Genomic DNA, 23,008 nt, shown 5'->3' with positions numbered 1-23,008 from the left:
TCTTTAAATTTAATTATCCAGCTAGACAGTATATTTATTATTTAACAAAATATTTCTTTAGATTAATTTCACTTTGCTCTAGATGAATATCTTTTACAAGCTGACCACTTTCAAGTCGGATCAGTTGATCAGCCAATTCAAAATATTCATCATCCTGAGTTATAACTATAACCAGTTTATTTTTTCGTTTTAATTGCGGTATTATTTCAGTATAAAAAATTTCTTTGAACTTTGGATCTTGCTCAGTCGTCCATTCGTCAAATACACATATAGAACGGTCTTCCAAACACGACATTATCAAAGCCAAACGCTTTTTTTGACTTTGAGATAATGACGTTGACAAGAAGCAACCATGATGTGTTGAAACCTTTTTATCCATTTCTAGCCGTTGTAAATACGGCATAATATCCGCATCATTAGCTGGCTCATCATCAGCACCAAGAACCTGATTGAACAGATGAAAATCCGCTAACACTGCAGAACAAAGTTGTTGATATAGCTCACATTCATCCTGATGATAGATAGGTAAACCATCTACACTAATACTGCCTTTAGTTGGTCGATATAACCCCAACATCAATTTGGCGAAAGTTGTTTTACCACAGCCATTACCGCCAGTAATAAACACCACATCACCGCGCTTAAATTGTGTTGTAATAGGTCCAACAGAAAAACAGTATTCATCTAAATCGATACGATTATATTTAAAATATAATTGGTTTATTTTAATTTCATTCCACTGTTTCATATCAACTAGTTTTGTATTATTTTGGATATGTGTCTCAAAATTAGCTGCATGACTTAAACCTAGATTTTCAATATTCTTAAAATAAGAGTACACATCACCCAATCTGTTAATTGATCCGACCAGATTATCGATATATTTTACCATATACAGTATTGTTAAAATAAAGCCAATAATTATGTTAAACGATGTGTTTAACCAATAATTTCCCGCACAAAATATAATAGAACCCACAAGGAATAATACTAATTTATCTGAGATATGATTTAGCATTGGAAATATAAAAGATACTTTTACACGATGTTCTTTAATGTCTTTACAGTGGCGAGTAACCCTATTTTTATACACAAAGCGTCGTCGATTAACATTAATACTGAATTCTTTCATTCCTTTTACAAGGGTCGTCATTCCATCAAACAGATCTTGTTCATGACCACGTAAAATGTGCAACTGACGTATACCCGCACGGGAAAAAAGTTGCACACCTAGCGCGCATATAATGAAAAAAGCAAAAACGACAAGAGACAACGGCCAGGACAACGCAACCAAATACCCTGCGCAAAGTGCCACAGTAACGACACTGTAGATAAAATCGGGAATTCGCAGCAATCCATCTGCAAATTTAGCCACATCGGAATTAATGACCGATAAAATTCGCTGGTGACCTAACGTCTCAACGATGGAATAGGGTGTACACATTAAGCGTTGAGTCAGTTGAACGCGTAACTCACACACAACATCTGCGCTCAACTTAGCGGTGACGTACCTACTCCCTAATCCAAACAGTAATGCCCCAATCCCAGCGATAGCAAAGATGATAAAGCCGACGCGATTAACTTGATGGCTGCTCATGAGTTCCATCAAATTTATAATGATGCTGTTTAGCATTCCCAGCCCAGCAAGAGCCGCAAGACTGCTTAACGTTATGGCGAAAACACTGGGCCATTTACAACGGATCATAATGGTCCTAATCATCTTTTCACCTCCGTTGTTTTTTATCAGGCTCAATGCCACCTTGTTTGTGCATGGCTGTAGAGCGGACCCTACAGCCATGACTCACTTATAACTGAATCAATTTAGCCAGTTGTTGCACAAAAGGCGCTTTGAGGAGCTTAACGTGGTTTGCTGTCGATTGTTGTACGCGTATTTCTGGCGACCAATCTAACCACCCTTCTTGCTGCTGCTGACTCGCCTCTTCGGATAACAACAACCCGATCGTCGTGTTAGGACGACGTTCTGGCCAATAGCTAGTCCGAATATTGGTTGAGAATACGCGGAAGATCCCTTGTAAATGATTGATTCGAGATGTCGCTGGCATGATGCGATTGGCTACCAAGCTTTGATGAACTCGGCGTAATCGTTCATCGAATGACAGTGACTCTAAGATTTCAGCCGTTAAATTGAGCTCAACACCTTGCATCTCAAATAACGATATCAACTTCATCATTGCAGCCACATCGGTATATTCCATTTGATGAGCCTGAGGAACTCGTGAATCGGCAATGGTCAAAGAAGCAACGGGGATTCCCATCTCTTCTAACTGATTAACCAATTCCAGAGCGACCCATCCACCAAAGGAATGACCGACAATATGCAGCGGTTGGTCATTTAGGTGTTTATGCATGGCTTCACAGTAGAATCGGGCCGCTGCAGCAACTGAAGAATGGGGAGCTTCTTTGCCCCATAATCCTCTTGGTTGTAAGCCAAAAATACTCACATCATTGCCTAACTGCCCAGCTAAATCCATAAAACTAAAGACGTTATCGCCAGCTCCTGGAATACAAAATACCTGTGCACAATCCACTTTACCCAGTTGCAGTTTAACGACGGGATCGTAACTTGGCGTTTGTTGAACCTCATGCTGATTTCGTCGTTTAGCAATCGCGTCGCTAATCGCCTTACCTGTTTCGGCCACGCAAGGCTGCGAAATTAACAATTGATGCTCTCCTGATAATGGGGTGACTCGAATAGCATCGGTTGGTAGCACCTGATCCCAAGCGAGGTATGGATCATGTATCCCCTGCTCTTCCATTGGGCGTTGCTGAGCAACAAATAGATCAATAGACACTGGTATTGTTGGAACCTTATAATCTGCATGAAGCAAATCTCTGCGATGAATCAGCCAGTTATAGAAATATTCTGCATTCCAATCGCGCGGTAAGATAGCCATTTTTTGCGCCAGACAAAAATGGTCCTGCCACCGTTCACTTTCCGTCAGAAGTGTTCGAATATCTTCCGCCGACACACGACAATCTTCACTGTGGTTAACTTGATATTCGACAATTTCTTTACTCATAAAGGCAATTTCTTGTTCGATAGTCTCGAAACGAACGCCTTGATGGTACTCACGCTCAAAGCTGGGTAATACCGCCCAACGATCCAAGATGCCAAGAAACTCAATCTGCTCATCTTGACCAATTAATTGTGCGGCAATTTCATAAGCCATCGTGCCACCGAATGACCAACCGACTAAACGATATGGCCCATGTGATTGGCGCTGACGAATAGCTCGCACATAATGCTCCGCCACTTTTTGCACGGTTTTTAGTGAAGGCTCACTGCGATCAGGAGCCACTAGGCCATAAACCGGAATATCACTATCAATATGTGCGGTTAATAGCGGCCCATATAAGGTTTCACCACTTGCTTCAGGAACGATGAATAGCGGTGTTTGATTACCTGTTTCACGGAACGATAGAGTCAAAGAGCGCTGCTCTTGCTGACGCTGAGTGAATGTTTCCGCTAATTCACACAGTACCGGCGTCTCGAACAAGGTGGCTAAATCCAATATAATGCCACGTTGATGCAGCTCATTGACTAATTTCACCGCCAATAGCGAGTGCCCACCTAATTCGAAGAAACTATCAAAACGACCCACTTGGGTGATACCCAGCAGTTCTTGCCATAAAAATGCCAGTGTTAGCTCCATATCACCGATTGGCATCACATACTGTTGGCGCACAAAGGCGTCTTCTGCCGGCTCTGGCAACGCTTTACGATCCATTTTGCCATTCGGCGTCAGTGGCATCTCGGCAATCTGCACTAACGCCGCTGGCACCATGTATTCTGGTAAACGCTCGCCCATTTCCGCTTTTAACGCTTCAATCGATAAGTCGCTTTCCGACGTAAAGTATCCAATCAAACGCTTATTCGCACTGCTGCCTTTGGCTATCACTACCGCCTCAAGCACGGCTTCGCATCCTTTCAGCGCTGAAGAGATTTCACCCAACTCTACACGGAAACCACGGATTTTCACTTGGTCATCATTACGACCTTGATATTCAATCGTCCCATCCGCTAACCAGCGACCCACGTCTCCGGTTCTGTACATGGTCGCGTCGCTATCGTTGACAAATGGGTCACGCACAAAGCGCTCAGCTGTCAGCTCATCACGATTTAAGTAACCACGCGCCACCTGAACGCCCCCGATAAACAGTTCTCCCGCTACGCCCACTGGCGCGGGTTGACCTTGCGCATCCAACACGTACATCCGTGTGTTCGCTACCGATGAACCGATGGATACGCGGTCTCCTGCTAAATCCCGTGGACAGTGCCATTGCGTTACGTCTACCGCTGCTTCCGTTGGGCCATATAAGTTATGCAGTTCTATATGAGGCAACATCTGGTACGTGCGACGAATGGTTTCTGCTGGTAACGCTTCACCACTACAGAACATCAAACGCAGACTTGGGCAATCGCCAGCCTCACAGCCTTCTAGGAACATCTGCAGCATCGGTGGCACAAAGTGCAATATAGACACTTGGCGACGCTCGATAAGCTCACGCAAATATTGAGGGTCTTTATGCCCTTCAGGCTTGGCCATCACTAGGGTCGCGCCCACCCACAGTGGGCAGAAGAATTCCCATACGGAGACGTCAAAACTGAATGGGGTTTTCTGCAAAATCACATCGTCACGGCTAAAGCCATAATCTTCAGCCATCCAGCTTAAACGGTTGACCACACCGCGATGTTCATTCATAACACCTTTCGGTTTACCCGTTGAGCCTGAGGTATAAATCAAATACGCCAAGCTGCGAGCGCTTAAGCCTAAACTGGCTGGGTCGAGATTGGTTGCAGCTTCATTGGCCCAAGGAAGTGCTCCTTCAAAATAAGCGATTTGCACATCACTTGGCACTTGTCCCAATCTTGTGCGCAATTCAGATGTTGTTAACAGCACTACTGGACGGCTGTCTTGCACCATATATTCTAAGCGGTCTTCTGGATAACCCGGGTCCATTGGCACATACGCGCCGCCCGCTTTAAGAATGGCAACCAGAGCAACGACTAATTCACAGCTACGGTCAAGGGAAACGCCCACGCGGCTATCCGGTCTCACCCCTTGTTGAACCAACCAGTGCGCCAGTTGGTTCGCTTGCGCATTAAGCTCGGCAAAAGTGAGCTGTTTGTCTTTATCGACTACAGCAATGTCATTGGCATAGCGCGCTGCGGTTTGTTCGATACGGTGATGAATGCAAGTATCGGTTGGGTAATCACGCTCAGTTTGGTTAAAGCCTTCCAGCACTTGCGTGCGCTCTTGATCGCTGAGTACTTGTAGCGCGGTAATAGGCGCATCAAGACTAACCACCAACTGCTTAATGGCTTGGATAAACATGTCGGCAACTCGTGCACAACCGATGCTATTTTCCACATGAATGTCGAGTGAGAACCCAGCTCCCACATGGTCATTAATGTTAACGCTAACGGGATAACTGGTACGTTCTTCACTAAAAATTACTTTTACATCAATATCATCGCGTTGCTGCGCTTCACCCGTTGTCTGATAGCGATAGTTAACCATGCTACTAAATAATGGGGTTTTACCTGTAATACCGCTGCATTGCTGCGCTAATGATAGCGGTGCATGCTCAAACTCCATCAATTGAGCTAGCGTTTGCTGTATGTTGTTAACCGCTTCTAGTACATTACATGGCGCTGATGAATCAAAACTCACCCGTACCGGTAATGTATTAAGGAACATACCAAGCGCACGATCTGCTTGTTCAACTTGCCCCATACGGCCGAACAATACCGTCCCAAACACGACATCATCACGACCTATGGCATGGCGCAGAACCACACCCCACGCCAGATGGAACAGTGCAGCACTGCTTAAATGGTGACGTTGACTTAAGTGACGAATCTGTTGGGCCAATTCAGCCGGTAACTCAATATGCTGTTGCGTTTGCTGCCCAACTTTCGCTTCCAGTAGACCAAACGGTGCAGAGGGTTCATCAATATCTGCCAACTGCTGGGTAAAATATTCCCGCTGCGCCGTTTCATTTTGTTGTAGACGGTTGTAAGCGACAAACTGACGGAAAGGAACCGGTGTCGTGAGGCGATCATGGTCACCGGTTAACAGCGCCATCACTTCATCAATCATCAGCTCTAAGGTCGTGTGATCATTACATAAGTGATGAACTAACAAGCATAATAACCAACGTTGATTTTGTTGATCAAAAGCGCGATAAGCTTCAACTAAAGGCGCTCTAGCAACATCAATACGCGTCACCGCAGGATCAAAATGGTGTTTAATCTGCTCGACTGCATCACTGCTTCCATTTAACGACAGTTCTGACACACTTAGCTCGGCATTGCGCCAAACCACCTGTACCGGCTCAGCTAAGCCTTCCCATGCCATAGAAGTACGTAAAATATCGTGACGTGCTATTACCCCATTAAGTGCCGCAACAAACTGATCTAATGATTCACGTTGTGCAAAAGACTGAATAAATCGGCTCACATATGGGTCACCACCTTGTTCTAGCAGATGATGAAACAGCATGCCCTCTTGCAGAGGTGCTAACGGATAGATATCTTGAATATTCGCCATTCCACCTGGAACTTGTTTTGCGATGGTATCAATTTGACTTTGTGACAAGGTCACTAAAGGCAATAAATCTGGAGTGATGTGAGCGCAGGTCGCTGGAATCTGATTGTCAGGAATCACAACCTCTTGCTGTTTCGTTTGCAGTGTTGCTGCAACATCTGCCAACGTCGGATGGCTAAATAAGGCTTTAATTTTGAGCTCAAACCCTTGTTGGCGCAATTGCTCAATCAATTGAATCGCCAACAAAGAGTGACCGCCTAATTCAAAGAAACTATCAAAACGACCTACTTGATGGGTATCTAATAGTTGTGCCCACAAATTGGCCAGCAGTGTTTCACACTCCCCTTGGGGTGCCGCATAGTCGCGGCGCACAAAAGCATCATCACTTGGCTCTGGTAACGCTTTACGATCCATTTTGCCATTCGGTGTCAGTGGCATCTCAGCAATCTGCACTAACGCCGCTGGCACCATGTATTCTGGTAAACGCTCGCCCATTTCCGCTTTTAACGCTTCAATCGACAACGTGCTCTCCGACGTAAAGTAACCAATCAAACGCTTATTCGCACTGCTGCCTTTGGCTATCACCACCGCCTCAAGCACGGCGTCACATCCTTTCAGCGCTGAAGAGATTTCACCCAACTCTACACGGAAACCACGGATTTTCACTTGGTCATCATTACGACCTTGATATTCAATCGTCCCATCCGCTAACCAGCGACCCACGTCTCCGGTTCTGTACATGGTCGCGTCGCTATCGCTGACAAATGGGTCACGCACAAAGCGCTCTGCCGTCAGCTCATCACGATTTAAGTAACCACGCGCCACCTGAACGCCACCGATAAACAGTTCACCCGCCACACCCACTGGTGCGGGTTGACCTTGCGCATCCAACACGTACATCCGTGTGTTCGCTACCGATGAACCGATGGATACGCGGTCACCAGCTAAATTACGTGGGCAGTGCCATTGCGTTACGTCTACCGCTGCTTCTGTTGGGCCATATAGGTTATGCAGCTCTATATGAGGCAGCGTCTGATACGTGCGACGAATGGTTTCTGCTGGTAACGCTTCACCACTACAGAACATCAAGCGCAGACTTGGACAATCACCTGACTCACAGCCTTCGAGGAACATCTGCAGCATCGGTGGCACAAAGTGCAATATCGACACTTGGCGACGCTCGATAAGCTCACGCAGATATTGTGGGTCTTTATGCCCGTCCGGTTTGGCCATCACTAAGGTGGCACCCACCCAAAGTGGACAGAAGAACTCCCATACGGAGACATCGAAACTGAATGGGGTTTTCTGCAAAATCACATCGTCACGACTAAAGCCATAATCTTCAGCCATCCAGCTTAAACGGTTGACCACACCGCGATGTTCATTCATAACACCTTTCGGTTTACCCGTTGAGCCTGAGGTATAAATCAAATACGCCAAGCTGCGAGCGCTTAAGCCTAAACTGGCTGGGTCGAGATTGGTTGCAGCTTCATTGGCCCAAGGAAGTGCTCCTTCAAAATAAGCGATTTGCACATCACTTGGCACTTGTCCCAATCTTGTGCGCAATTCAGATGTTGTTAACAGCACTACTGGACGGCTGTCTTGCACCATATATTCTAAGCGGTCTTCTGGATAACCCGGGTCCATTGGCACATACGCGCCGCCCGCTTTAAGAATGGCAACCAGAGCAACGACTAATTCACAGCTACGGTCAAGGGAAACGCCCACGCGGCTATCCGGTCTCACCCCTTGTTGAACCAACCAGTGCGCCAGTTGGTTCGCTTGCGCATTAAGCTCGGCAAAAGTGAGCTGTTTGTCTTTATCGACTACAGCAATGTCATTGGCATAGCGCGCTGCAGTTTGTTCGATACGGTGATGAATGCAAGTATCGGTTGGGTAATCACGCTCAGTTTGGTTAAAGCTTTCCAGCACTTGAGTGCGTTCTTGATCGTCAAGAATCAATGAATGATCAACTCGATAATCGGTTTCATTATCGACCATCGCACGCAATAGGCGTTGCCAATACGCTAGATAACGTTCCAGTGTACTCGCAGTGAACAATGCAGTAGAGAAATTTAAGAAACCGTTGAGTTCTCCATTTTCTTCATTGAGCATCAAACTCAAATCAAATTGCGCACTGTTTTGTTCCGTATCGAGCGTAGAAACTTGCAGACCCGGCAGTACGAATTCACTTTTTGGTAAGTTTTGTAAGCCAAACATGACTTGGAAAATTGGGTTATGCGCCAAACTTCGTGTTGGTGATACCGCCTCAACCACCTGTTCAAATGGAATATCCTGATTCGCTTGCGCTGCAATCACCGTTTCTTTTACCTGAGTAATTAACTCAGCCATGGTGGGATTGTTATCTAAATCCACTCGAATAGCTTGCGTATTGGCAAACATGCCGATCAGTGGTTCAACTTCGGTGCGAGTTCGGCCAGCAACAGGTGTACCAATCACCACATCATTTTGGTTGGCTAAACGCCCCATTAAGGTCGCCCAACTTGCCATCAATGTCATGAACAGCGTGGCGCCTTGGCGTTGCGATAACGCTTTGAGATCAGCCGTTAACTGGCGGTCAAGATTCACTAACACGTTTGCACCGTTATAACGCTGCTCCAACGGCCGTGGGTAATCACTTGGTAAAGTTAAACAGTCAGGTGCACCTGTCAGTTGGTTAACCCAATAAGCTTGTTGCGATTCTAAATGATCTCCCGTTAGTGCTTGCTGCTGCCACAGGGCAAAATCTGTATATTGAATCGCTAATGGCGCCAATGATATTGGCTGCTGTTGCACCGCCTGTTGGTATGCAAGCGTCAGTTCGTTAATGAGCACGCCCATCGACCAGCCATCGGCAATAATATGATGCATTGCAATTTGAATGCGATGTTCATGGTGATTGATTCTGGCCAATTGCGCCGTCACTAGCGGCCCTGTCGCCAAATCAAACTGGGGTTTGAATATCGCATTATCTTCTTGATCAACGACCAACAAAGGAAACTCAACAATACTATTATCCACCCGTTGTACCGGTTGGCCATCTTGCACAGCTATGTGTGTTCTTAATGAATCATGCCGTTTCATAATGGCGTTGAGCGCAGAACGTAGCGCCGTCACATTCAAATCACCGATCAGTTTTATTCCACCAGCGATGGTATAGGCCGCTTGCGATTCAGGCTCCATTTGCGCAAGAAACCACAAACGCTGCTGCGCAAGGGACAATGGCGCTTGCTCTTGTTCATAACGCGAGATGGGAGCGCTAAGTGCTGAACTCTGTTCTTGATTAGTTAACGAAGCCGCCAAACTTTTTAATTGAGGGTTGGCAAACAGCGCGGTTAACGATAAATCACACTGCATTTGTGAACGCACTCGAGAGGCAAGTTGCGTCGCCATTAATGAGTGGCCACCAAGCTCAAAGAAGTTGTCCTCACGTCCAACTTGTTCAACGTCAAGCAGTTGCGCCCAAATGTCAGCCAGCTGACATTCGACTTCGCCTTGCGGAGCGTGATACTGATTATGTACAAACGCACTGTTATCCGGTTTTGGTAAGGCACGACGATCTACTTTACCGTTGGCCGTTAACGGCATCACGGCTAATTCAACAAACGCGGCAGGAATCATATAATCCGGCAATTCATCACTGAGTTCTTGGCGTAACGCCTCCACATCCACTTGGTGATGATCTGCGACAGTGAAATACGCGACTAACCGCTTGGTTTGCTGACCTTGAGCAACAACAATCGCTTCTTCAATATGGGGCTGACGTTGTAAAACTGTCGCGATTTCACCTAACTCAATGCGAAAACCGCGAATCTTAATTTGGTCATCGTTACGGCCGAGATATTCAATGGTGCCATCTTCTCTCCAACGCACTAAATCCCCAGAACGATACATACGCACACCCACTTGATCTGCAAAAGGATCGGGTAAAAAGCGCTCTTGAGTTAAATCATCGCGGTTACGATACCCACGGGCGACACCCGCGCCAGCGATATAGAGTTCACCACTCACGCCTCTCGGTGCTAGATTGCCAAAGTCATCAAGAATATAAACTCGTGAATTAATCAGAGGTTGACCAATATGCAACACCCCTTCGCTGCGCGGTACATCGCCTGACGTCGCTACCACGGTTGTTTCTGTCGGGCCGTAGTTATTCACTAAACGGTAAGTTGCATTTTCTGGAGCACGGCGGTTGAGCTTATCACCGCCAACCAAGAGTACTTTTAAATGCGGCGGTTGAACACCGCGAGCAAAGGCAAGCTCAGCAAGTGGGGTCGATAAAAAGCCCACTTCAATAGGTTGATCAACCCACCAATTTAATAAGGCTTCAGGATCTTTCGATACTTTCAGTGTTGGCATCGTCAAACAAGCACCTGCAGACAGTGCCGGCCAGATTTCCCAAACTGCAGCATCAAACCCTAACCCAGCGACGGCGGAGGTACACATTCCCGCTTTAACATCGAAAGCTTGGTTATGCCAATCAATCAAATTGAGCAAGTTATGGTGTTCAACCATGACACCTTTCGGCTTTCCGGTAGAACCTGAGGTGTAAATAATGTAAGCCAATGATGTTGTCGCTTGACCATTTTCCGGCAAATTCTTAGTGCTATTGTTGGCCCATAACGCCCCTTGTTCACACACATTAACAATAGGTAACCGCTCAGCGAGTTGTGTAGTTACTGGCTCTAAATCAACACAACCATCGGTTAGCAATAGATCTGGCGCGCTATCGGTTAGCATGAACTCAATTCGATCGGCTGGATAACTCGGATCAATTGGCACATACCCCGCGCCCGCTTTTAAAATAGCGAGCATGCTCACCACCCAATCACAGGAACGATCAAAGCACAGGGCAACTCGGCGATCGTTTGTCACACCTTGTGAGCGTAACCATTGTGCCAACTGGTTAGCTTGCGCATTTAATTCACCATAGGTCAGCTCTTTTTCTTCAGTGATAACAGCCACGGAATCAGAGTAATTAAGGGCGATCTTCTCAATACGCTGCTGTACAAGACCGGATTTCATCACGTCAGGTAATGCTGGATTGAGGTGATGAATTAACTCTTGGTATTCTTCGCTAGGTAGCATATCCAAAGACTGCACCGGAGCAGCGCTATGTTCTACCATCGCGGCAAGCAGACGTTGCCAATATGTAAGGTAACGCTGCGCAGTTTGTGGAGTAAAGAGTGAGCTCGCATAGCTCAATTGACCTTTAAGCTGGCCGTCGACTTCACTGACCACCAAACTCAAATCAAATTTGGCGGTAGTGACCTCTTGTGCGATCTCTGAAATAGTCATACCCGGTAAAGAGACATTGGCATCTGGTAAATTTTGCAGCGCAAACATCACCTGGAACACTGGGCTATGAGACATTGAGCGCTCTGGCGCAACCAGTTCTACCACTTTTTCAAACGGCAGCTCTTGATGCTCTTGCGCCGCTAATGTGGTCTGTTTAACCTGTTCTAGTAGCTGAGCCGTATTCACTGGCTCAGCAAAATTGACCCGCATCGCTTGTGAATTCACAAACATACCGATCAGATTTTCTGTTTCTTGCTGGCTGCGTCCAGCAATTGGCGAACCAACCACGACATCAGTTTGGTTACTCATACGTGACAATAATGCAGACCAACTCGCCAACAACGTCATATACAGCGTGCAGCCATGGCGATTCGACAGCGTTTTGAGTGCTTGAGTTAATGTCTCATTTAATTCAATGGCTAACGCATCACCCGCGTAGCTTTGTACTTCCGGACGTGGGAAATCAGTGTAGAGATCTAAGCACGTTGGAATGCCCGATAACTGTTCACGCCAATAGTTTGCCTCTTCTTCTAGCGCCTCTTGACGAAACTCGCGTTGCCAAAATGCGACATCACCATATTCAATGTCTAACGGGGCCAATAATGGGGAGCGATCTTCAATCAGAGCGCAGTAACATTCGTTAAGATCACGCGTAAAGACACTCATCGACCAGCCATCAGAAATAATATGGTGCATCGCAAGCTGTAACCAGTGCTCGTTGCTTTCGATTTGGATTAAGCGGGCAGCGACGAGAGGCCCCTGCGCCAAATCAAACTGGGGATGAAATGAACTGGCTAACGCTTGTTCTCGAGTTAAGTTCACTTTACTTAACGGAAATTCACGTAACTGACGATCTATCTGCTGCATAGGCTGATCGCCACGCATCACAATAGATGTTCTTAGTGCACTATGACGAATCAAGACTTGATTTAACGCGTTCTGCAGAGCATCTTCATTTAATTGACCTTGCAGACGAATGCCGCCTTCAATTAAGTAAGCACTGTCGCTTGCCTCGCCCATTTGTGCTAAAAACCACAACCTTTGCTGTGCGAGCGACAAGGGATAGTGATCGAGATGTTGCGCAGTAATCGCAGTCTCTTGTTCTACGACTTCTTGCTGCGCCCCTTCTTGCTCAAGCTGTTCGAGCAACGCCATCATCTCTTCTGGTGATAGACTCTCTAAATCGAAACTGGTATCAGCCATTTACTTTCCCCTTAAACAATTTTTGTGCTGCCGATGCAAGATCGTGTTTTTTAAATGCGGCCAATTTGACGAAGGCCATGCGTGCGGCTAGTGCTTTTAATGTCGGATGATCAAAGAGATCCGTGATGGTTAACGTAATGGCTTGTTTTTCCTTAATACGCGATATCAACTGCACCGCCAGTAATGAATGCCCACCTAACTCAAAGAAATGGTCATCACGACCCACTTGCTCGACATCAAGCAACTGCGCCCAAATTTGGGCCAATTGCTGCTCAAAAGCACCTTGTGGGGCAACATATTCACGAGTATTAATCGCGGATTCGTCAGGATTAGGTAACGCGCGGCGGTCGACTTTGCCATTCGGTGTCAAAGGTATGCTGTCAATCACAACAAACGCCCCTGGTACCATATATGGCGGGAATTGTTGACTTAACGTAGATTTAAGATCCGCCACCGTGATATCGTTGTGCGGCGCCAAAGTATAATAAGCAATCAGGCGCTTATTCTCTGCACTGTCACCTTTAGCAATGACAACCGCGTCATTGATGGCTGGTAATGCTTGCAACGCGGTTTCAATTTCGCCTAATTCAATCCGATAACCACGAATTTTCACTTGGAAGTCATTACGACCAAGAAATTCTATTGTGCCATCCGGCAGACGACGTCCTAAATCACCGCTGCAATACATGCGCGCACCAGGCTCTGAACTGAATGGGTTGGGTAAAAAGCGTTCCGCCGTCAAGTCTTCACGTCCGAGATACTCAAGGGCAACCCCTTCACCACCAATCACAATTTCACCCGTAACCCCCATAGGGACAGGATTATGGTGTTCATCCAATACATAGATTTGAGTGTTACCAATCGGTTTGCCTAACGGAATAGCGCGTTCGACATCATCGACCCGCATCACTTCATGCGTCATAGCAAAGGTGGTGGTTTCCGTCGGTCCGTAGCAACTTAATAAGTGCTTAGGTGGCGTGTTTTGCAACACTTTTTGTACCGTCCGAGGCTCAACCACATCGCCGCCTATCATCAAATAGCGCACTTGGCTAAAGGCTTTACCTAACAGATCGGAATACTGATTAAATAGCCCAATGGTGAGCCATAGAATGGTCACACCTTGCTCTATCAGTTCATCGGCTAATTTGGTCGGTTCAAGTAATAGTTGATCACTAATGACCACGACAGCGGCACCATTGAGTAATGGCCCCCACACTTCTAATGTTGTGGCATCGAATGCTGGGTTAGCTGCAAAAGAGGCGCGATCATAACGACTAAATTCAAGATAACCGTTATGGCTGATCAGGCGAGCAACGCCTCGATGGGCGATCACGACCCCTTTCGGTTGGCCTGTTGAGCCTGAGGTATACATGATATAAGCAGCTGAATCACCACGCACATTAATATTTGGATTGGCGCTCGCAAGGCTGTGGCCACTTGCTTTCTCAATTGCTTGTATCACATTGATACGCGGCAGTGCGCAGTCAAATACCATAGGCTGCGCTTCATCAGCCATAATTAAAGCCATCGCCTGACTGTCTTGTACGATATAGTTCAGCCTATCTTGCGGTGCTTTCGGGTCCAAAGGTACATAGATGGCGCCACATTTTACAATGGCCAGCTCAGCAATAATCAGCTCAATTGAACGTTCAATACAGATAGCAACAGCACTGCCGTATTGAACACCTTGCTGGATTAATTCATCAGCAAGACGGTTGGCACGCACATTCAGCATTTGATAGGTTAAACGCTGCTCTCCTTGCACAATCGCAATCGCATCAGGTGTCTCTTGCGCCCAATTTTCAAAACGTTGGGTAATCGATACATCACGGCCAAAGTCTACTTTTGTCTGATTATGTTCAACGATAACCTGCTCAAACTCGCTGGCCGACAAAATAGGGATAGCATGAATCGGTTGCTGTGCCGATTGAACCATTCCTCGTAGCAACGCTCGCCAATACCCCACCATACGTTCAATGGTCGCTTGATCAAATAGTGCGGTAGCATAGTTGAGTTGCCCAACAATACGCTCATTATTCTCACTGACCAAAAGGCTCAAGTCACATTGCGCTGTGGTTACCGTTTCGTTCAACATACTCAGGCGTAAACCATCTAAGGTAATGGTTTCGCTTGGCATATTTTGTAATGCAAACATGACTTGATAAATAGGACTGTGCGATTGATTACGCTCAGGCGATACTGCCTCAACCATACGTTCGAACGGCAGATCTTGATTTGCCTGAGCATCTAATGCGGTTTGTTTGATCTGACTAAGTAGTTCGCTTGTCGTAATGTGCGCATCAACATTGGCACACATTGGCTGTGTATTAACAAACATACCGAGCAAATTTTCTGTTTCGGCTAAAGTGCGCCCCGCAATCGGTGAACCAATAATCACTTGCTCTTGATGAGCAAGGCGTGACATCAATGCAGACCAACTGGCGAGTAATGTCATATACAAGGTGCAGCCATGTTGTTGACTTAATTGATTTAACTGACGAGTCAGATCCGCATCAATATCAACGGCGAGGCTCGCTCCGGAAAAATCTTGCTTCGCTGGGCGAGCATAATCGGTCGGTAAATGCAGAAAATGCGGCATAGACTTAAGTTGATCTAGCCAATACGCCTGCTGTTTGTCCAGACGTTCACCCACTAAAAATTCTTGTTGCCAAGCAGCAAAATCACCGTAACTAATAGAAAGGGGATCCAATTGGACCGGTTGATGTTGAACCAAGGCTGCATAAGCACGACCCAGCTCTTTGATAAAGGTCGCAATAGACCAACCATCGGTAACAATATGGTGCATGGCAATTCGCAATTGCGCGTAGCCTTCGTTGATGCGGTTCAATTGCGCAGCAACCACCTCTCCCGTAGCCAGATCAAATTGCGGCGTAAATGGACTGTCCCCCTCCACGACATTAAATGGGAATGACACTTTTAGGTCATCAACCACTTGATAAGGGATACCATCGCGATCAATAAATTGGCTGCGTAATACGCTATGGCGTACATAGAGTGAATTCAATGCCTGCTGTAATGCAGCAATATTTAACTCACCTTCAATGACCACACCACTTGAAATGGTATAGGCTGCGTTCGCTTGGCGGTCCATTTGGGCAAGGAACCATAAACGTTGCTGCGCCAATGAAAGTGGCGCTTCTGCTTGGTTAGCACGTGGCACAATGGTTGCGCGCTCATTTTGTTCAGTACACATCAAGGCCAAGTCAGCCAAAACAGGATGAGCAAATAAGTCAGCAAGAGATAATTCCCACTCACTTTGTGCACGAACTCTTGAGGTTAACTGAACCGCAAGTAATGAATGGCCACCCAATTCGAAGAAATGATCTTGGCGTCCTACTTGCTCAACATTGAGTAATTCACTCCATAGGCGAGCCAGAAGCTGTTCTTTTTCCCCGACTGGAGCTTCGTACTCATGACGCACCATCGCACTTTGATCTACTTGCGGCAATGCGCGACGGTCAAGTTTGCCATTACTGGTGAGTGGCAATGCATGCAATGCCATCCAAGCCGCAGGAATCATATAATTTGGCACCAGATCTGCCACATGATCACGCAACGCATCAAGCGCAACATCGCCAACGTAATAAGCCACAATCTGTTGCTCACCAGTTGCATTTTGGGCAGCAATCACCGCAGCATCAATAACCCCTGTAAAGCTGCGGACACAGGCTTCAATTTCACCCAGTTCGATACGAAAACCACGAATCTTCACCTGATCATCATTGCGCCCTAAGTATTCAATACTGCCATCATCTAACCAGCGACCCAAATCGCCAGATTTGTACATGCGAGTGCTGCCATCGGCAACGAATGGATCTAACATAAAGCGCTCGGCGGTGAGATCAGCGCGGTTAAGATAACCTCGCGCAACACCGGCACCACTCACGTATAATTCCCCCGTCACACCAACAGGGACAGGTTGGCGATATTGATCCAAGATGTAGAGATTTAAGTCACGTAAACCGACACCTATTGGGCTGGCCCCCGTGCGTGTCACATCTTGCGCACTCAGTGGGTAATATGTGGTATGTACGGTTGTTTCTGTAATCCCATACATATTAATCAACTGGGTATTACTGTTCATTGCGCGTTGATACCAAGGTGCAAGAGCAGAAAGTTCCAGCGCTTCACCACCGAAAATCACGTAGCGCAGTTGGTGCTTTAGCTCGGTTTGCGCGACGACCAATTGGCGGAATGCACTTGGCGTTTGGTTAAGAACAGTGACCTGCTCTTCACACAATAGTTGATAAAATACATCGGGTTGACGAGAAACTAAATGTGGCACAACGACTAAACGGCCACCAAACAGCAATGCTCCCCATATTTCCCATACCGAAAAATCAAACGCATAAGAGTGGAACAGTGTCCAAACATCGCGATGATTAAACCCAAATTCTTCCTCTGTCGCTGCCAGTAGGCGCAATACATTATGATGCTCAACCATCACCCCTTTAGGTTTACCCGTTGAACCAGAGGTATAGATGATATAAGCCATATTGTGTGGCGTTAATCCCAGTTCTTCAGGAGCCAGGTTGCTCGTTGATTCCTGTAACCACTGCGGTTTATCACATAGCGCAAAGGTCGCACCAACAGGAAGTTGCCCTAACTTATCCGTCAACTCGCTGGTAGTAATCACGACTTGTGGTTGGCTATCTTGCAGTGAATATTGTAAACGCTCTTGTGGGTAATTTGGATCAAGCGGTACATAAGCCCCACCCGCTTTTAATGTTGCCAATATAGCAACCAACAGTGTTTCGCTGCGTTGCAAGGCGATTGCAACGCGACTATCTGGACCAACACCTTGAGCACGTAACCAATGCGCAAGTTGGTTAGCTTGTTCATTTAGCACACGGTAACTGAGCGTTTGTTGCTCGAAACTCACCGCAACGTTATTGGGATAACGTAGTGCCATGGCTTCAAACCGTTGGTGAATACACTCAGTGACAGGGTAACTCTGTTTATCACCATTAAAATCTCGTGTGACTTGCTGATAATGCGTGTCATCTAAAAGAGTAACTTGGTCGATGGACTGCTGATCATTGGCGATCCATTGACCCAACAACTGACGCCAACAATTAAGATATTGTTCAATGGTGGAACGTTTAAAAAGAGACGTCGGATAACGGATATCCCCTTCAATATTTACCCCGGACCATCCCAATGAGAGTGATAAATCAAACTGCGCTTGTACCTCACTCTCGATATCCATCACTTGGGCACTCACATCACCCAGTTGCAATTGATCGGCACTTGAATCCTGCCAGGCGAACATCACCTGAAAAATCGGGGTATAAGAGAGAGAGCGGTTAGGTTTGAGTTTCTCGACAACATGATCAAAAGGTAAATCTTGATGAGACTGAGCTTGAATATTTTGTTGTTTCACACGAGCAAGAAACTCAGCCACACTTGGCTGACCAGACGTATCAACACGTAGCGCTAATGTGTTGGCAAAAAAGCCGATCATCACTTCTGTTTCACGTTGTGAGCGGTTCGCAATTGGTGAACCGATGACGATATCATCTTGTCCAGAAAAACGGGCTAATAACGATGACCATGCTGCCAACATCACCATGTAATCGGTCATTCCATGACGCTGACTAAAGTGATGGATTTGCGCCGACAACTCGGCATCAAATTCGATCTTAACCTTATCTCCCACATAACTCTGTTTTTCTGGACGAGGAAAGTCCGTCGGTAAACTAAGTAGTTCGGGAGCACCAGCTAAACATGACTGCCAATAAGCACTTTGACGCTCTGCCGCTGCACTATTTAACCAATCACGTTGCCAAGCGGCATAATCTGCATATTGGCATGTTAGAGATGATAATGGTGTAGATTGATTGGCACAATACGCTTGATATAACTCGCTCAACTCTTTTAGCAATAACCCAAGCGACCAACCATCCGCGATCGCATGATGCATCGACAAAGCTAAGACAAATTCTGTTGGCGCTAACTCAAATAATGCTGTGCGAACTAATCGACCAGAAGCTAAACAAAATGGTTGCTGCAACCACTCATTGACTTTGTCATCAATGGCAGAGCTATCGTTTAAAGAAAAGTGCTCAAAGGGCATACCAATACTAGGCTGTGCCACTTTTTGTTCAGGCTGCTCTTGCTCTGCTGGAAAACAAGTGCGTAAGACTTCGTGCCGCTCAACGATGCTATTTAATGCCTGAGTAAGCGCTGCAATATTCAACGCCCCAGTTAAGTGGACAACACCATTAATGTGGTAGGCACTTTCTGCATTAGGATCGAGCTGCTCAATAAACCAAAGCCGCTGCTGAGAGAATGACAACGGTAGTGGTTGAGCGCGATCAACTAATGGAATGCGCGTGTCAATGGCAGCACTCGATTGAGTCGCTTTACCTTGTAATGCTCGCTTTTGCATCATAGCCTTGAGCGCGGCTAATTTTTTATCTTGTGGAATATTCATAATTTTTATTTTCAGGGGCTTACGCCCCTTACACCAATTCGTTATCTGCCAATTGAGCGAGCACCAAATCCAGCTCTGACTCGTCATACCCAGCGGCTAATGCCATCGCTTTCAACTCTTCCATGTCGATATCCGTCATGCTGCGCTGCAGTAACGTATCGCCCAGTTCGGCGAGCGTTGGCTGCGCAAAAAGATCACTGATTGCCAGCTCCACATTGAAAGCATCACGAATTCGAGTTATGAGTTTGACGGCGAGCAACGAGTGTCCACCCAGTTCAAAGAAGTGGTCATGCCGACCCACTTGCTTAACGCCAAGCAGTTCACACCACAATTCTACTAAACGTTGTTCTATTTCCCCTTCCGGTGCCTCATAGTGATGCGTAATAAATGCATCGACATCAGGGTCAGGGAGTGAACGGCGATCTATTTTGCCGTTCGCGGTTAATGGCATGCTGCTTAAACTTACGTAAGCAACAGGCACCATATATTGAGGTAGCTGCTCAGCCAGTTGGTCACGAATGGCTTCGCGCTGTGCATCACCAACAAAATAAGCAACCAAACGTTTGTCACCAGTTGGTGTGTCTTGAGCAATCACAATCGACTCATCAACGCCGGCGCAACGTTTTAAGGCAACATCAATTTCACCCAATTCAATACGGAATCCACGAATTTTCACTTGGTCATCGTTACGACCTTGATACTCCAACGTGCCATCCTCTAACCAGCGGGCTAAATCGCCAGTACGATACATGCGAGCGTCACTTTCCGAGCGATGAGGATCCGGCAAGAAGCGTTCTGCAGTGAGATCATTGCGATTCATATAACCACGAGCGACACCCAGCCCTCCGATATAGAGCTCACCCGTCACACCACGCGGCACTAGCTGTCCATGTTCATCTAGAAGATAAAGTTGTGTATTGGTGATGCCTTTACCGATATGCAACCTTGTGTCCGTGGGGTTGATCACTCCCGACGTCGCGACAACGGTTGTTTCTGTTGGGCCATAGTTATTAACCAACTGATACGGTGCATTCGCATGGGGTTGACGCGTTAATTTATCCCCCCCAACAAGCAAAGTTTTCAAGGTGCTGGGATGAACGCCACGAGCAAAGGAAAGCTCAGCGACTGGAGTGGACAAGAAGCCAACTTTAATCGGCTGTTGCACCCACCAATCCAGTAACTGTTCTGGATCTTTACTGATTTCAAGGGTTGGTAATGTCAGGTAAGCGCCCGCGCACAACGGTGGCCATATTTCCCACACTGCCGCATCAAATCCCAACCCTGCAACACTGGATACGCAATCATTAGGCTGAATATCAAACGCTTGATTATGCCAAGCGATCAAGTTAGCAAGGTTATGGTGTTCGACCATCACCCCTTTCGGCTGTCCAGTTGATCCGGAGGTGTAGATAACATAAGCCAGATTGGCGCTATTACGTCCCACCATTGCCAAATTCTCTGCGATGGAATCCGCCCACAAATGACGATCACGAATCACATTCACTTCTCGTACAGGCTGGGACTGAGTATCCCAGATCACCGCCATATCCACGGTACCATCTGTCAGCATAAGAAGTGGCTGACTATCGTCCACCATATAACGGATACGCTCGGCTGGGTAAGCGGGATCAATTGGCACATAACCAGCCCCAGCTTTCAATGTCGCTAACATGGCAACAATCAGTGCCGGAGAACGGTCAAAACAGAGCGCAACTCTATCTTCTACACCTACCCCCTGTTGAACAAGCCAATGGGCAAGTTAGTTGGCTTGAGCGTTCAGCTCCGCATAAGTAAGCTGGCGATCCGCACTCACGACTGCCAGTTGATCTGGATACATTTCAACTTGGCGTTCAAAGAGCTGGTGTACACACGAAACTTGATCAACGACTCGAGTTGTTTGATTCAGTTGATGCACCAATTGATGATATTGCGCTTGCGGTAAGACCGATAATTGATGAGTCGGTACATCTAACCCTGACACTAATTGCGTCGAAATCTGCTCTAGTGCCGCCACCAACATCGTGTCGATACCACGCGATTTAAGACGTTGGTCAATTTGCAAATCAAGGGAGAACTCACCCGTAATATGGTCGTTCACCGATAAGGTAACAGGGTAATTACTGTGTTCCGCGCTGTAGACGATATCCATTGAGCTTTCAATACCATCGAGTTGCGCGCTGCCCCCTGCATAGCGGTAATTCATTAGACTGCTAAATAGCGGAGCGCCCCCGACTAAACCACTGCATTGCTGTGCTAACGACAATGACGCATGCTCATAATCAAGTAACGTCGCCAATGATTGGTGTGTGTCATGCAATGCTGATTCCAGCGTGACATCGCTTAACGTAAGCTTAAGCGGTAAGGTATTGAGGAACATACCAAGTACCCGACTTGCACCTTGTCCAGCCGACATACGACCAAACAATACCGTACCGAACACCACATCACTTCGTCCTGAGGTGGCTTTTATAACTAGCCCCCACGCCAGATGGAACATCGCTGCTGGGCTCACACCTTGTTTACGAGCCATCGCTCGAATACGCTGACTTAATACGGCGTTAAGACCTAAGTGAGAGACATCAACCGCACCATTTTCTTCTAGGTCTAAGACATCAAACGGTGCGCAAGGCTCATCAATATCCGCGAATTGCTCAGTAAAGAATGCCTGATGCTGTTCGCTATTAGCGTTAAAACGGCTCGTCGCCACAAAATCTCTAAATGGTAATGGTGTCGGCAATTCCGCCTCACGCCCAGCCATATGAGCAAAGACTTCTTCAACCAGCAGTTCCATGGTGGTGTGGTCGCTGTTTAAGTGATGGTTAATCAAACACAATAACCAACGGTTATTAACACTATCTTCTGTGTGATAAGCCGCCATCAACGGCGCTTGAGTCACATCAAGATGCGCATAATCACCATTTGCACGACGAGTAAGCTCGTTTAATACATCTCCATCGGCAAGTGCTTGTGCATCAATAGTGATTTGTGTCACAGGTAATACCGCGCTGCGCCACACTACTTGCACTGGCTCTTCTAAACTCTCCCATGCCATCGACGTGCGTAAGATGTCATGACGATCAATCACTTTCTGCAGCGCTTGAGTAAATGACACTACTTCTTGCTCGGTAGCAAAAGACAAAATAACTGGGCTGATATAAGGGTCACGCTCTTGCTGCAGACGGTGATGGTATAAGATACCTTCCTGCAACGTTGCTAATGGATAGATATCTTGGATATTCGCCATTCCCCCAGCAACCTGAGCCGCAATGTGCGCGATCTGCTCTTGATTCAAATCGACCAATGGCAGCATGTCTGGCGTGATCTGCTCACCATTAGCTGGCAAACTGTAGTTTGGAATTTGCCAATCTTGCTGCTCTGCCCCCGTTAAGGTTTTCGCTAGTTCAGCCAATACCGGTTGATCAAACAGCGCTTTCACAGCCAATTGATAACCCCGTTGACGCAACTGTTCAATCAATTG

General features: G+C 46.7%; 5 protein-coding genes and 1 pseudogene. All 6 read right to left on the bottom strand.

The annotated features are described in order from the left end of the window. Positions 1-37: 37 nt before the first annotated feature. Positions 38-1,720, bottom strand: coding sequence for a cyclic peptide export ABC transporter (locus tag I1A42_RS07575; protein ID WP_196123101.1), 1,683 nt, complete (start codon positions 1,718-1,720; stop codon positions 38-40). 85 nt (positions 1,721-1,805) lie between these two features. Continuing rightward, positions 1,806-13,073 carry a non-ribosomal peptide synthetase gene (locus tag I1A42_RS07570; protein WP_196123100.1) on the bottom strand — a complete coding sequence of 3,756 codons (11,268 nt, stop codon included), beginning with the start codon at positions 13,071-13,073 and terminating at the stop codon, positions 1,806-1,808. After that, positions 13,066-19,530, bottom strand: a complete 6,465-nt coding sequence (locus tag I1A42_RS07565; protein ID WP_196123099.1) for a non-ribosomal peptide synthetase — start codon at positions 19,528-19,530, stop codon at positions 13,066-13,068. The genes I1A42_RS07570 and I1A42_RS07565 overlap by 8 nt, the downstream gene beginning before the upstream one ends. Before the next feature lie 28 nt (positions 19,531-19,558). Beyond that, positions 19,559-19,981 carry a phosphopantetheine-binding protein gene (locus I1A42_RS24670; protein WP_230389442.1) on the bottom strand — a complete coding sequence of 141 codons (423 nt, stop codon included), beginning with the start codon at positions 19,979-19,981 and terminating at the stop codon, positions 19,559-19,561. Then, positions 19,970-21,277: pseudogene (locus tag I1A42_RS07560) on the bottom strand (amino acid adenylation domain-containing protein); the annotation flags it as partial. The pseudogene I1A42_RS07560 and the gene I1A42_RS24670, both read right to left, overlap by 12 nt. A gap of 12 nt (positions 21,278-21,289) precedes the next feature. Beyond that, positions 21,290-23,005 carry a condensation domain-containing protein gene (locus tag I1A42_RS07555; protein WP_196123097.1) on the bottom strand — a complete coding sequence of 572 codons (1,716 nt, stop codon included), beginning with the start codon at positions 23,003-23,005 and terminating at the stop codon, positions 21,290-21,292. Positions 23,006-23,008: the final 3 nt, after the last annotated feature.

This window comes from Vibrio nitrifigilis (genome assembly GCF_015686695.1).
GTDB lineage: Bacteria > Pseudomonadota > Gammaproteobacteria > Enterobacterales > Vibrionaceae > Vibrio > Vibrio nitrifigilis.
This window is presented reverse-complemented; position numbering and strand designations above follow the sequence as displayed.

What these genes read in the sequence shown, in the direction of transcription:
- I1A42_RS07575 (WP_196123101.1), bottom strand. Translation starts at nt 1,720, where the DNA reads ATGATTAGGACCATTATGATCCGTTGTAAATGGCCCAGTGTTTTCGCC.
- I1A42_RS07570 (WP_196123100.1), bottom strand. Translation starts at nt 13,073, where the DNA reads ATGGCTGATACCAGTTTCGATTTAGAGAGTCTATCACCAGAAGAGATG.
- I1A42_RS07565 (WP_196123099.1), bottom strand. Translation starts at nt 19,530, where the DNA reads ATGAATATTCCACAAGATAAAAAATTAGCCGCGCTCAAGGCTATGATG.
- I1A42_RS24670 (WP_230389442.1), bottom strand. Translation starts at nt 19,981, where the DNA reads ATGCCATTAACCGCGAACGGCAAAATAGATCGCCGTTCACTCCCTGAC.